We start from the raw sequence: 14,626 nt of genomic DNA, 5'->3' as shown, positions 1-14,626 counted from the left end.
ATGAGGAACACATTCATGGCCAGTGATACATTTAATGATATTGATCCAATTGAAACGCGTGAATGGCTGGATGCCTTACAATCTGTGTTAAGAAATGACGGTAGCGAACGAGCAGCGTTTCTTTTAACCCAGCTGCAAAATATGGCTAGTGCAAAGGGTATAAGCACCGCTAATACTATTTATACGCCTTATCGCAACACTATCAAGCCTCATGAAGAAAAGCTTATACCACCTGATGAAGGGGTCGGAAAACGAATTGGCGCCCTTATCCGTTGGAATGCTGTAGCAATGGTTTTGCGGGCGGGTAAATATGCTCCAGAGCTTGGCGGTCATATTGCTTCCTATGCTTCTGCCGCTACGTTATATGAAGTAGGATTTGACTATTTTTTTAAAGGGCCTAATGGTAAACATGGTGGCGATTTAGTTTATATCCAAGGTCATTCATCACCAGGTATTTATGCGCGTGCTTTCCTTGAAGGTAGGTTATCAGAGCAGCAGCTGGCTAATTTTCGTCAAGAGGTAGGAGGGAAAGGAATATCTTCTTATCCACATCCATGGCTTATGCCTGATTTTTGGCAATTTCCAACTGTATCAATGGGACTTGGGCCACTACAGGCTATCTATCAAGCAAGGTTTCTGAAGTATTTAGAAAACCGTGGCTTAATAGAGTTAGAAGGTCGAAAAGTTTGGGCATTTTTAGGCGATGGTGAAATGGATGAGCCTGAATCGGTTGGTGCCTTAACCATTGCAGCTCGTGAAAAATTAGATAATTTAATTTTTGTTGTTAACTGTAATTTGCAACGACTTGACGGCCCTGTACGTGGTAATGGCAAAATCATTCAAGAATTAGAAGGATTATTTCGTGGTGCTGGTTGGAATGTTATAAAAGTTATTTGGGGGGGGCGTTGGGATAATCTATTTGCCCGCGATAAAAACGGTATTATGCAAAAACGTATGGAAGAGTGCGTAGATGGTGATTACCAAGCTTATAAAGCACATGATGGCGCCTACGTACGTGAACATTTTTTTGGCCAATATCCTGAGCTTAAAAAAATGGTCGAGCATATGTCTGATGATGATATTTGGCGACTTAATCGCGGTGGGCATGATGCACAAAAAGTATATGCTGCTTATGCACAGGCTGTCGAAAGCCAAGGTGTACCAACTGTTATTTTAGCAAAAACCATCAAAGGATATGGCATGGGTGCTGCTGGTGAGGGCCAAAATATCACTCATCAGCAAAAGAAAATGTCAATTGAGCAGTTACGTGCTTTTAGAGATCGATTTAGCATTCCAATTAGTGATGATAAGATTACTGAAATTCCTTTTTATCGTCCTGCTGACGATAGTCCGGAAATACAATTTTTGCGTAAACAGCGGGAAGCTTTAGGCGGTTATTTACCTGCTAGAACGACTGATTTTGAATCATTAAAAATTCCTGATTTATCTCTTTTTGAACCTGTATTAAAAAGCAGTGGTGATAGAGAGATCTCTACTACTATGGCCTTTGTTCGTATTTTAACTTTGTTATTAAAAGATAAAGAAATAGGGCAAAGAATCGTACCTATTGTACCTGATGAGTGTCGTACATTTGGCATGGAAGGTTTATTCCGGCAGGTAGGAATTTACTCACCTGTAGGGCAATTATATACGCCTGTCGATCATGAACAGGTTATGTATTATCGTGAAGCAAAAGATGGACAAATCCTCGAAGAAGGAATTAATGAGGCAGGCGCTTTTTGCTCATGGATTGCAGCAGGAACGTCTTATAGCTCTAATAAATTAGCAATGATTCCGTTTTATATTTATTACTCTATGTTTGGTTTTCAACGCGTTGGCGATCTAGCTTGGGCTGCTGGCGATATTCAGGCGCGAGGATTTTTATTAGGGGGTACTGCAGGCCGTACTACTTTAGCTGGCGAAGGATTACAGCATCAGGATGGACATAGCCATATATTAGCTTCAACTATTCCTAATTGTGTAACTTATGACCCAACCTACGCCTATGAATTAGCTGTTATTATTCAAGATGGCTTACGACGTATGTATGTTAATCAAGAAAATATTTTTTACTACATTACAGTTATGAATGAAAATTACAGTCATCCAGAAATGCCTAAGGGTGTTGAAGAAGGTATTCTTAAAGGCATGTATCGATTAAAAAATAATACCAATAAAGGTAAGGCGCATCTACAACTATTAGGCAGTGGCACTATTTTACGGGAAGTAATTGCAGCGGCTGAATTATTAGAAAAAGATTATAAAGTAACCGCTGATATTTGGAGCGTAACAAGCTTTAATGAGCTGCGTCGCGATGGTTTAGCTGTTGAGCGTTATAATAGACTTCATCCTAAGGAAAAACCACGTCAAAGTTATGTAACTGAGCAACTTAAGGATAGTCGAGGTCCTGTTGTAGCAGCAACTGACTATATGCGCTTATATGCAGATCAAATTCGGTCTTTTGTACCTTCTGCATATAAAGTATTAGGTACTGACGGGTATGGTCGTAGTGACACGCGAGAGCGCCTAAGATATTTTTTTGAAGTCGATGCAAAATCTATAGTTCTGACGGCATTAGAAGCATTAGTTGAAGAAGGTGATTTACCAAAGAGTGTCGTTAGTGATGCAATAAAACGTTACGATATTAACGTTGATAAGCTAAATCCGGCGAACCATTAACGGACTTATACCATTACATAATGGATATGTAGGTTGGGCTAAGGCCCAACCTACGTCAGGTTTTAATAAATGCTTATACCTGTAATCGTACGAAATAAATGACATGAGACTTAAGCGTCTATGGCAGAGGATAAACATGACAGATGAAATTGAAATAAAAGTTCCCGATATTGGTGGAGCTACAAATGTAGATGTTATTGAAATCTTAGTGCATCCTGGTGATGAAATTGATGTTAACACTTCTTTAGTTACTTTAGAGTCAGATAAAGCAAGCATGGAGATTCCCTCAGCACAAGCAGGAAAAGTAAATAAAGTATTAGTAAAAGTAGGTGACAAGGTTAGTGAAGGCGATATTATTTTAACGTTGGCGGCTGAAGGACAATTAAGTCATAGCGAGAAAGCAGCGCCTGAAACAGCGACTAAAGATGAATCTGCTAAACAAACTTCGGAAAAATTAGCTCCTGGTGAGGAGCAGGCTAATAAAGAAAATAGCAATACTCCCTCAGCTGCAGAAGTAAAGACCATAGAGGTTGTGATCCCTGATATTGGTGGAGCAACTGATGTTGACGTTATTGAGGTCATGGTTAAGGCTGGTGATAATATTCAAAAAGAACAAGCTTTAATTACCTTAGAAGGTGATAAAGCAACTATGGATATTCCGGCACCTGCTGCAGGTATAGTAGAGAGAATGGCCATCAAGGTTGGCGATAAAGTGTCTCAAGGTACTTTGATTTTAACTTTGCAGACAAGGGAAGAAGTAAAGCAAGAGCAAAGAGCTTCAGAACTACAGTCATCTAAAAATAATGCTGTAAAAAACGAAGAATCAGAAGCACAACAACCAGTATCAGTAGAAACTTCATCCTCAACTGCTAAATTAGTTAAGGAAGAGGAGGAAAATTTCAACGATTCAGCTGCAGAGGTATTTGCAGGTCCTTCTGTTAGAAGAATGGCTAGAGAATTAGGCGTAAATTTATTTAAAGTAAAAGGAACAGGTCGTAAAGGAAGAATAACTAAAGAAGATGTACAATCTTACATAAAAGCTAAGTTAGCAGAGACGCAAAACAATACTGGCCAATTTTCTCTACCACAAGCACCTATAATTGATTTTAGTAAGTTTGGTGATATTGAAACAAAACCACTCAATAAAATAAAGCGCTTAACTGGTCAAAATGTTCATCGTTCTTGGTTAACTATTCCGCATGTGACTCAATTTGATGAGGCAGATATTACTGAATTAGAAAGCTTTAGAAAAGCTGAGTCAGATACCGCAAAACAGGCAGGTTTTAAGTTAACAATCTTGGCATTTGTAACTAAAGTAGTTAGTAAAGCATTGCTTGCCTTCCCTCAATTTAATGCCTCCCTTGATAATACTGGGGAGAATTTAATTTATAAAAAATATTTTAATATAGGTATTGCAGTTGAGACTCCAAATGGGCTTGTAGTCCCAGTCCTTAAAGGTATTGACAAGCTAACAGTCAGTGAAATCGCTCGACAAATGGCCGAAGTCAGCCAACGTGCGCGGGAAAAAGGAATTACGCCTATGGATATGAGCGGGGGCTGTTTTACTATTTCAAGTTTAGGTGGGATTGGTGGTACGGCTTTTACCCCTATTGTAAATAGTCCTGAAGTTGCCATTCTAGGCTTATCACGCTCTGTTATAAAGCCGGTTTATATTAATAATGAGTTTAAACCAAGATTGATGCTGCCTTTATCCCTTTCTTATGATCATCGCGTTATAGATGGAGCTGAAGCGGCTCGATTTACGCGCTATATTGCTGAGCTACTTAGCGATATTCGTCGCATAGTTTTATAGCGTATAGACTTTAAGCAAAGTGAGAAAGATAAATTTAGATTATTTGAATTAACTTAATAATGAGGCCGTAATGAGTGAGAGTATTAAAGCAGATGTAGTCGTTATTGGTAGTGGTCCTGGTGGCTATACTGCGGCTTTTCGTGCTGCTGATTTAGGAAAAAAAGTAGTTTTAGTAGAACGATATGATTCTTTAGGTGGTGTATGTCTTAATGTAGGGTGTATTCCATCTAAAGCGCTTCTGCACATTGCTAAAGTTGTTGAGGAAGCTCATGAAATGGCAGCGCAGGGTGTAACATTTGGTGAACCGAGCTTTGATAATCAAAAACTCGTTGCTTGGAAAAATTCCGTGGTAGGTAAACTAACCGGAGGCTTAAAAGCACTTGCTAAGCAACGTAAAGTTCAAGTAGTTAAAGGAACTGCACAATTTACAAGCCCCAATCAACTTACCATTAATGATAATGAGCAAACGATTGATTTTACTAATGCCATTATTGCGGTAGGTAGTGAGTCAATTAATTTACCTTTTATTCCTGAAGATCCACGTATTTTTAGCTCAACTGGCGCTCTAGAATTGGCCAATATTAAAGGTGATTTGCTAGTTTTAGGTGGAGGTATTATTGGGCTTGAAATGGCTACTGTTTATTCAGCGCTAGGTGTAAAAGTCACAGTAGTTGAATTTATGGATCAGCTTATCCCAGGTGCTGACACCGATTTAGTTACAGTATTGCAAAAGCGAATGAGTAAAAAAGGTGTTAACTTTTTGTTAAAAACTAAAGTCACAGGCATGGAAGCTAAAAAAGATGGTATTTATGTTAGCATGGAAGGAGAGCATAAAACAGATCAGCCTTTATGTTTCCAACAAGTTCTGGTATCTGTAGGTAGAAGGCCAAATGGTAAGTCTATTGGCGCTGAAAAAGCAGGTGTTCATGTTGATGAACGTGGCTTTATTCCTGTTGATAAGCAAATGCGGACTAATGTTGCTCATATTTTTGCAATTGGGGATGTGGTTGGTCAGCCTATGTTAGCCCATAAAGCAATACCTGAAGGTAAAGTTGCAGCAGAAGTTATTGCTGGTATGAAACATGAGTTTGCTCCTAAATGTATTGCAAACGTTGCCTATACTGATCCTGAAGTAGCCTGGGCTGGATTAACAGAAAAAGAAGCAAAAGAAAAAGGAATTGCTTATGAAAAAGGCGTATTCCCTTGGGCTGCAAGTGGCAGGGCTTTAAGTATGGGTCGAGAAGAAGGCATGACTAAACTATTGTTCTGTCCAACCACTAATCGTATTTTAGGCGCTGGTATTGTTGGAATAAACGCAGGTGATTTAATTGCTGAGACTGCTTTAGCTATTGAAATGGGCTGTGATGTAGAAGATATTGCTTTAACAATTCACCCTCATCCTACTTTATCTGAATCAGTAGGACAAGCTGCTGAGGCTTTCGAAGGTACTATTACAGATTTATATTTACCAAAAAAGAAGAAAAAATAATCTATAATAGAACATTAGGCTGTATCAATTACAGCCTAATCTAACTTATGAGTATAATTATCTCATATGAAATTCCTTTAGAATTTTAGTTAAATACGTAGCTTTCTAAGCAGTTTATATGAAGTTTTTTACTTGCTGCTAAATTAAAATACAATAATTTTAAGCAGGCATTTCAATACGTAAAATAATTAGCTACATTTTTATTATCTGTCATTAACTATTTATGCTAAGAGAGCTCTCTATGCTTACGGTTCGTCCAATGCAATTTGCAGATATAGATGAAGTATATAGCATTGAATTGAAAGGGCATCAAGCGCCTTGGAGTCGAGATATAATCAGTGATTGCGTACTAGTTGGCTATGATTGCCAAGTGCTAGAAGAAGAGCTTGAGAATAAAAAGTGTGTTCTAGGCTATATTATTTCGCGCCAAACATTAACCGTTTACCATATCTTAAATTTATGTATTGCACCAACCAGACAGGGAGAAGGTTTAGGCAAATATTTGCTACAAGCAAGTATTGATAAGTTAAACGATAGCGCGATAGATAGTATTATTTTAGAAGTTCGGCCTAGTAATCAACGAGCAATTAACTTATATCAGCAATTTGGTTTTCAAAAAGATTCTATTAAAAAAAGTTATTATCAAGATGCAAATGGTCAAGAAGATGCTTGGCTATTAAGAAAAATATTACGTTAATTGTTGCTTATTAGCTTTATTAGTAAAAAATGCTGCTTAGCTTAACTCTACCAATATGTTTACCTAGCTAGTTCTGTTTTACTTTCACTAGTTTTTAATTTTATTTTTATAAATAAATATGAATCTTATAAGCTCTAAATTTCTTTATTAATGCCTGAATTCTGCTCCATTTTAAATAAAAATTCTTGAAAATGTGGCTTGTGCGAGTTACTTGCTAAATAATTTTTTAAATGATTAATAGTTGTATCATAGGTCTCTTTGTTAAAGACCCCGCGCATTAATTCAAAACGAAGGTAAACACAGTAGGTATTTAGCACATCGGTTTCACAATAATTACGAATACCTGATAAGTCTCCAGCTAAATAACTATCAAAAACTTTTGCACCGCTCATTCCCATTTTTCCGGGAAAACCTAGCATAGCAGCAATCTCATCTAGAGGTGCAAATGCTTTATTTTGGTAAGCTGCTAAAACATCCATTAAATCAAGATGGCGATAGTGGAAGCGGTTTAAGTAATTATTAAAGCGAAATGTTTGTTGGTTTTCACCATATTCCCAATAAGTTGGGGCACTAATGCCATGTAGTAGAGCTCTATAATGTAAAACTGGCAAATCAAAACCACTGCCATTCCAAGTAATTAAGGTTGGTGTAAATTTATCTAGACCTGTAAAAAAGCGAGTAATTAATTCTTTTTCATCTGCTTGTTCACTGCCCAAAGACCACACTTTAAACTGCTGCCCCTGATGAATAACTAATGAAATCGCAACTACCTTTTGCAAATAATGTGGCAAGAAATCATTACCCGTTTTATTTTTTCTTAAAGCAATCATCGCTGCTGCTGTATCTTGGTCAGATAAATCATGTAAGTTATATAATCTTCTGCCAGTTTCAATATCAGGAATAGTTTCAATGTCGAAAACTAAAATATTCAAGTAAGTTCTCAATAAATATAATACGGTTTGTTAAGATCATATTGTACGCGCAGTTTATAGAATTCTACGTTAGAGTCATTTATTTACTACTTATCACTATAGAGCTTAATAAACGGTATTATACTGTAAGTTATTAATAAATTAAGATTTTAACATGGTATTTTTTAGATACAATAGACCTCTTGCATAACCTGTTTATTTTACGCGATTGCTGCGTTGCAAGGGTTTCTCTGGTGCTCATTTACACCATGTAAACTCCGCTCCTCAAAATCCTGGTACCTTGCACTCACGCAAAATAAACAGGTTATGCAAGAGGTCTAATAAAATTAAATTATGAATTTTTTATCAAGAGAGTTTTATTTCAAGGACTTTTTTGCTACTAATACACTTATTCTCAAATTAATTTGTTTCCTTAATGAATCTTTTCTTGCGCCTTGTGGTGGTAAGCTCTCTATGTTTGCTAGCCGCCTGTGTTAAACATCCACCGCGTAATGTTGATAATCTTTGTTATATTTTTAAGCAATACCCTGGCTGGTATAGGGATGCAAGAGAGGTTATGCACCGTTGGAAAGTACCTGTTTCTGTACAAATGGCGATTATTCATCAAGAGTCAAAATTTGATGGCCGTGCTCGTCCAAAACGCACAAAAATATTATGGGTAATTCCCTGGAAGCGGCCCTCTAGCGCTTATGGTTATACCCAAGCATTACGAACAACTTGGTCACTTTATAGAAAAAATAATGGCCGATTTTGGTCATCTCGTAGTGATTTTACGGACGCTGTAGATTTTATTGGCTGGTATATTAATCAAATCCACTTGCGTACAGGAATTCCACGTAATGATGCCTATAATCTATATTTAGCTTATCATGAAGGAATTGGCGGTTACCAACGTAGTACTTACTTGAAAAAACCTTGGCTAATGCAGGTAGCCCAAAAGGTAAGTGGGCGTGCAGAAATATATCATGCGCAATTAAGTCGTTGTCATTAATTAAAGTTTGCTTTACAGTTACCGCCTAAATTATTAGCTATGGCGAAACTGGATCCCGCGAACGAGTCGCGGGACGTAGGAAAATGTTGAACGGGACGTAGGAAACTATTGAAGCGGGACGTAGGAAACTATTGGAGCAAGATATAAGAAACTGTTAAAGCAGTACATAGGAAACTGTTGGGTTGAAGTGTAGGAAGCTATTGGAGCGAAACGCAGGACATTTTAAAACCATAGGATGTAGAGGATTATAGAAAAACATAGTTGGACACTTAATTCGTTGAGCTTTATATATCAACAAGGTTCAGATATGAAAATCTGAACATCCTCTACCGCCTACGTTCCGTGGTTTCGCCGCGGAATCTAGTAGAGCATGCAGGGGCTAGATTTTTCTAGCGAGTCGTGTAGGAAAATCTGAACATCCTTTGCCGCCTACGTTCCGCGGTTTAGCCGCGGAATCTAGTAGAGCATGCAGGGGCTAGATTTTTCTAGCGAGTCGTGTAGGAAAATCTGAACATCCTTTGCCGCCTACGTTCCGCGGTTTAGCCGCGGAATCTAGTAGAGCATGCAGGGGCTAGATTTTTCAAGCGAGTCGTGTAGGAAAATCTGAACATCCTCTGCCGCCTACGTTCCGCGGTTTAGCCGCGGAATCTAGTAGATCATGCAGAGGGCTACATTTTTCAAGCGAGTCGTAGTAGATGATAAACAAGGAGTAAGATATTTAAATTTTAAAGAAATTATGGTTATAAATGATAGTTTCAAGTGTAAGCCTAGGCTGTTTGATTCAATATAAGTTGTTAAGGTAGATTTAAGTCATAATTAGGAGCTAATTAATGCGTTTAATGTTATTAGGTAGCCCCGGTGCTGGAAAAGGTACTCAGGCCCTGAAGTTGATTAAATATTTTAAAATACCACAGATCTCTACTGGTGATATGTTGCGCTCAGCTATTGCTGCCGGGACTGAACTGGGTAAAAATGCTAAAGCAGTGATGGATGCTGGCAAATTAGTTTCTGATGATATTATTATAGGCTTGGTTAAAGAACGTTTAAAACAGCCTGACTGTCAAAATGGTTTTCTCTTTGATGGGTTTCCAAGAACGCTACCTCAAGCTGAAGCATTAAAGAAGGCCAATATAAATCTAGATCATGTTATTGAAATTGTAGTTCCAGATAACGAAATTATGGATAGATTATGTGGCAGACGCGTTCATGTTGCTTCAGGACGAGTTTATCATATTAAATTTAATCCGCCAAAAGTAGACGAAGTTGATGATATAACTGGCGAACCATTAATTCAACGTGATGATGATAAAGAAGAAACTATTGCTAAACGCTTAGATGTCTATCATCAACAAACAGAGCCGTTGGTTAAATATTATGAAGAGTGGGCTAAAACTACAAATATAGATGCTCCTAGTTTTCATCGTGTAAGCGGCTTAGGCAATACAGATACAATTTTTAATAATATTCTTGCTATACTTGACAAAGATAAAAATGCCGAGAGAAATACAGCATGTTAATAAACACTAATTCTTCCGAGTTAGAGCAAGTAATTGATCAAAATGAAATTGTTTTTGTAGATTTCTGGGCTGATTGGTGCGCACCTTGTAAGCAATTTGCTACGGTATATGAGCAAATAGCTAAAAAAAATCCTACAGTTATGTTTACTAAGGTAGATGTAGCCAAAGAGCCAGAGTTAGCAGAGGCTTTTCAAATTCGCTCAATACCCCATCTTATGATCTTTAAACAAGGCATAATTATTTATTCAGATTCAGGTAGTTTGCCTGAATCTGCGTTAAATGAACTGCTTAGCCAAGCTATTGCCGCAGATATAACTGCTATTCGTGAAGCTATTGATAAAGGTGAGAACTAACTTATCCGTATATCTTTCAATGGATGAGAAAAGGCCTAACTGATAGTGATATTTAGTTTGAAATCGCTGTTTGATATAAAAATAGATAGGTTACTTACTTATTAATTTTTTATTGCTAAATAGTTAGCAAGTCTCTCTTTAAATGATTCAGTAAAAACAAACCCCAATTTAGTGCGTCGCCATAGAATATCCTCTACCTGTTTTGCCCATTCATGAGTATACAAATAATCTACTTCACGTTGAAATAAACCAAAACCAAAGTCTTGACCAAGATCATTTAAATATTGACAATCACCTAGGAAATTTTCTATGTTAGTACCATACGTATTTAGTAGGCGAGTTAGCATGCCATCTGGAAGCCATTGGTACTTTTGATGCGCATATTTAATGTAATCACTAAAGGACAACTCTTTAAAAGTAGCGCCTGGAAGTGGTATTTTATGCGTTATAGACGGTTTTAAATGCGGAAAAATAGGTTTAAGTTGATTAACTGCTTCTCTAGACAACTGTCTATAAGTAGTAATTTTACCACCATAAATGGTCACAGCAGGCGCTGGTAGCGCTGTATAATGGTAGGAATAATCTCTGCTTAAAGCTTGTGGAGAATGATCTTGATTAGCAAGAAGAGGACGCACACCACTCCAGCTATGCACAATATCTTTAGGGGTTAAAATTGGTTTAAAATAGTTGTTAACTAAGTTAAGCAAATAATCTCTTTCTTCACCGCTAATCTTAACTACGTCTAAATCACCAGTGAAAGGTACATCTGTTGTACCAATTAATGAGTATTGATAGTAAGGAATTATAAATACAATTCGCTTATCGATATTTTGTAATAAGTAAGCATAGTTACCTTCATAGAGTTTAGGAACAACAAGATGGCTACCTTTAATTAAAGATAATGGATAATGGTCATCTATATTTAATAGCTTATTTAATGAAGGAACCCAAGGCCCAGTAGCATTTACAAGGGTTTTAGCTTGGCATAATTTAGATTCACCTTGTGCATTTTGTAAAGTTAAGTGCCAAAAACCATCTTTAGATGTTGCCTGTGTTAGTTCGGTATAAGGGCAAATTAAAGCACCATGTTGTTTAGCTTGTAGGGCATTAGCTAAAGTAAGACGCGCATCATCTGTATGGCAATCATAAAATAAAAATCCTTTATTTAAATGATCTTGCAAAGGTAAAAAATAGGGTAATGATGTTTGACGTTTAATTAGTTTACTTTTAGGTAATTTATTTCTACGACTTAAATTATCATATATGAATAAACCTGAACGTAGTAACCACATAGGACGCATAGAAGATAAATAAGGTAGAACAAATGGTAATGGCTTAATAAGATGAGGCGCTAAAGAGAGTAATGTTTGTCGCTCGTCAAGTGCTTTTTTTACTAGCGAGAAATCATAATATTCAAGGTATCTTAAACCACCGTGAATTAACTTACTACTGCTAGAAGAAGTTTTAGAAGCAATATCATCTTTTTCTATTAAGACTACAGATAGGCCACGTAAGGCTGCATCAGCAGCAATACCGCAACCATTAATTCCACCACCTATAACAGCGAGATCAAAAAACTTCGTCATGTTTTTGCCTTGCTAAAAAAGTATGTAAAATCAATTAATACTACCTTTATATTTAGGAAATAGAAAGCAATGCAGAAATATCTTTTGGCTATTGACCAGGGAACAAGTAGTACACGGGCGATGATTTATACTTTGTCGGGGCAATTAATCGCTGTTAGTCAATATGATATTTTACAATTTTATCCAAAGATTGGTTGGGTAGAACATTGTCCAGAAGAAATATGGACAAAAACTTTACAGGCCATTAAAGATGTTACTGAGCAAATTGATAAAAATAAATTAATAGCTTGTGGCATTACAAATCAGCGTGAAACAACATTAATTTGGGATAAGCAAACAGGTCAATGCTTATATCCAGCCATTGTTTGGCAAGATAGGCGTACAGAGGATTTTTGTAACTCTTTAGATAAAGTTCTAATTAAGAAAAAAACCGGTTTATTTCCCGACCCTTATTTTTCGGCAAGTAAATTGTGGTGGCTGTTAAAAAACTGTCCGCAAGCTCAAAAGCTTGCTTCTTGCTATAATCTTGCTTTTGGGACTATTGATAGTTTTTTAATTTGGCGTCTTACTAAGGGAGCTGTACATGCCACTGATATAACCAATGCCTCTCGAACATTAATGTTCAATATTTTTAAACAAACTTGGGATCATGAGTTGCTTGATCTTTTTGAAGTTAACCCAACTATACTGCCTGCAGTTAAAGCTTGTGATGATCATTTTGGTACTACTGATAAAGCCTTATTAGGTTTTTCGATACCTATTACCGGCGTTGCAGGTGATCAGCAAGCAGCGTTAGTCGGGCAACGCTGCATTGATGATGGCATGATAAAGGCAACTTACGGTACAGGTGCTTTTTTATTAATGAATACAGGCAATAGGCCAATCAATTCGGCCAATTTAATTACTACAATTGCTTATAAAATTAAAGGACAATTAACTTATGGGTTAGAAGGAAGTATTTATGATGCTGGTACAACCATCAAGTGGTTACGTGATGAACTAAAGTTATTAACTTGCGCTGCTGAGTCAGAAGAGTTAGCTAAGAGTATAAAGAGTAATGAAGGAGTCTATTTAATTCCATCTTTTAATGGCCTAGGCGCACCTTATTGGCTTACTACCAGTGGCGCTATAATTTTGGGACTAACTCGAACAAGTAACCGTGCTCACCTTGCGCGAGCAGCATTAGAAAGCATCTGTTATCAAACAAGACAAGTTTTAGAATGTATGCAAAGCGATAGCAACCTTGAGATGAAAATTTTGCGTGTTGATGGTGGGATGACAGTAAATCGCTGGTTATTACAGTTTTTAGCTTCTCAGTGCCAATTAAGCGTGCAACGCCCTAAAGATATTGAAACAACAGCACAAGGTGCCGCCTTATTAGCAGCAATAGGTTGTGGTGAATTAACATCAATTAAGGCACTTAAGCAAAGTTGGCAGGTTGAGCATGAATGCTTACCAGAAACTAATTATGAACAAATTGAACTTAATTTTAAAGGTTGGTTAAAAGCAATTAGTAGTTTGATTGCGCAGTAGCAATTAATGAGCTTCAATAATCAAGCAGTCTATTATAGGCTAAACTTATCATTAATTAATTTAGGATTTATTGTCGATAATCAAATAATCTAGATTATTTGATATTTGTAGCAATAAAATCTCAATAGGAAAATAATTATAACCGTTCACAGCTTAAGCTTAAAATGTAGCGCTTTTAGATGCAGTTGTGAACTTTTAAAACTAATTTGTTAAGGAAAACAAAGCATGTCATTGCTGCGTAACAAATTACTAGGTTTTTTACTTTTCTGCTTAATAGCACCGAGTTTTGCTGGAATTAAAGTAGGAACACTGTTTTTTTATCCACCTTTTGTTTTATCAAGTGATAGTGGTTTTGATATTCAACTTATTAAAACTATCTGTAAAAATCTAAATCAAGAATGTTCGATTATACCTATGGATTATTACCGCCTATTTTCATCATTGAATTCGGGTAGTATTGATATAGCAGTCGGCGGTATTACTGCCTCAGCAAAACTTAAACAAAATTATCTTTTTAGCTTGCCATATTTACTTAGTAAAGGTCAATTTATAATCAAGAAAGGAGCCACGTATCAATCAATAAATGATTTAAAAGGTACAGCGGTTGGCATTCTTATGACTGAGGAAAAGCAAGGGCCATATTATGATTACATGTTACAAAATTTCCCGGGCTTATTTGTAATTCAACAATATAACGACATTGAAGATGTCATTACGGCTTTAAATAATAATGAAATTGCTGCGGCTTTTTTAAATTATATTAGTGCAAGATATTGGGTTATGACTTCTGGTGATCAATTACAAAACTTAGACACAGAGACACCGCTAGGAGAAGGTATTTGTGTTATGTCTCTTCCCAAGAATACAGGTTTAGTTAATCAAATTAATCAGCAACTCTTACAAATGGAAAAAGATGGAAGCTATCTTAAAATTTATAATACTTATTTTCCATCGTTACCACAATAAATTCTGATTACTTATATCTTATCTAGATGCGAAAAATCTAACTTATATAAATAAACTGTTTCGCAGAGAC

11 protein-coding genes are annotated in these 14,626 nt (G+C 36.6%); 9 read left to right on the top strand and 2 right to left on the bottom strand.

Features of this window, described 5'->3' with window-relative positions:
- Window positions 1–15: 15 nt before the first annotated feature.
- From aceE to rimI, 4 genes are all read left to right on the top strand, one after another.
- Window positions 16–2,679: a pyruvate dehydrogenase (acetyl-transferring), homodimeric type gene (gene aceE, locus ACNVED_RS08115; protein WP_419418522.1), complete on the top strand. Its 2,664-nt coding sequence runs from the start codon at window positions 16–18 to the stop codon at window positions 2,677–2,679.
- Between the two features lie 136 nt (window positions 2,680–2,815).
- Window positions 2,816–4,492: a dihydrolipoyllysine-residue acetyltransferase gene (aceF, locus tag ACNVED_RS08110; protein WP_419418521.1), complete on the top strand. Its 1,677-nt coding sequence runs from the start codon at window positions 2,816–2,818 to the stop codon at window positions 4,490–4,492.
- Between the two features lie 70 nt (window positions 4,493–4,562).
- A complete protein-coding gene (lpdA, locus tag ACNVED_RS08105) occupies window positions 4,563–5,981 on the top strand; it encodes a dihydrolipoyl dehydrogenase (RefSeq protein WP_419418520.1) in 1,419 nt (472 codons plus the stop codon).
- A 241-nt stretch (window positions 5,982–6,222) separates the two neighbouring features.
- A complete protein-coding gene (gene rimI / locus ACNVED_RS08100) occupies window positions 6,223–6,678 on the top strand; it encodes a ribosomal protein S18-alanine N-acetyltransferase (RefSeq protein WP_419418519.1) in 456 nt (151 codons plus the stop codon).
- Window positions 6,679–6,812: 134 nt separating this feature from the next.
- On the opposite strand, the gene ACNVED_RS08095 is transcribed toward rimI, so the two are convergent.
- Entirely contained in the window at window positions 6,813–7,610 is a 798-nt protein-coding gene (locus ACNVED_RS08095) for a 3'-5' exonuclease (protein ID WP_419418518.1), read from the bottom strand.
- A 415-nt stretch (window positions 7,611–8,025) separates the two neighbouring features.
- On the opposite strand from ACNVED_RS08095, the gene ACNVED_RS08090 reads away from it, so the two are divergent.
- The 3 genes from ACNVED_RS08090 (at window position 8,026) to ACNVED_RS08080 (ending at window position 10,471) form a co-directional block, all read left to right on the top strand.
- Window positions 8,026–8,601 carry a transglycosylase SLT domain-containing protein gene (locus ACNVED_RS08090; RefSeq protein WP_419418517.1) on the top strand — a complete coding sequence of 192 codons (576 nt, stop codon included), beginning with the start codon at window positions 8,026–8,028 and terminating at the stop codon, window positions 8,599–8,601.
- An 830-nt stretch (window positions 8,602–9,431) separates the two neighbouring features.
- Window positions 9,432–10,118, top strand: a complete 687-nt coding sequence (adk, locus tag ACNVED_RS08085) for an adenylate kinase (protein WP_419418516.1) — start codon at window positions 9,432–9,434, stop codon at window positions 10,116–10,118.
- Window positions 10,112–10,471: a thioredoxin family protein gene (locus tag ACNVED_RS08080; RefSeq protein WP_419418515.1), complete on the top strand. Its 360-nt coding sequence runs from the start codon at window positions 10,112–10,114 to the stop codon at window positions 10,469–10,471. Before adk ends, ACNVED_RS08080 begins: the two co-directional genes overlap by 7 nt.
- A gap of 101 nt (window positions 10,472–10,572) precedes the next feature.
- Here the strand turns inward: ACNVED_RS08080 and glpD are convergent, their stop codons facing one another.
- Window positions 10,573–12,057 (bottom strand): glycerol-3-phosphate dehydrogenase, encoded by a 1,485-nt coding sequence (glpD, locus tag ACNVED_RS08075; protein ID WP_419418514.1) that lies wholly within the window; start codon window positions 12,055–12,057, stop codon window positions 10,573–10,575.
- A gap of 69 nt (window positions 12,058–12,126) precedes the next feature.
- Here glpD and glpK point away from each other — a divergent pair, with 69 nt between their 5' ends.
- Both glpK and ACNVED_RS08065 read left to right on the top strand, forming a co-directional pair.
- Window positions 12,127–13,590 carry a glycerol kinase GlpK gene (glpK, locus tag ACNVED_RS08070; protein WP_419418513.1) on the top strand — a complete coding sequence of 488 codons (1,464 nt, stop codon included), beginning with the start codon at window positions 12,127–12,129 and terminating at the stop codon, window positions 13,588–13,590.
- A gap of 225 nt (window positions 13,591–13,815) precedes the next feature.
- Window positions 13,816–14,556: a transporter substrate-binding domain-containing protein gene (locus ACNVED_RS08065; protein WP_419418512.1), complete on the top strand. Its 741-nt coding sequence runs from the start codon at window positions 13,816–13,818 to the stop codon at window positions 14,554–14,556.
- Window positions 14,557–14,626: the final 70 nt, after the last annotated feature.

Source organism: Legionella sp. D16C41, assembly GCF_048541585.1.
Lineage (GTDB): Bacteria > Pseudomonadota > Gammaproteobacteria > Legionellales > Legionellaceae > Legionella_C.
Note: the sequence above shows the minus strand (reverse complement) of the source record. Positions and strands in the feature narration are given on the sequence as shown.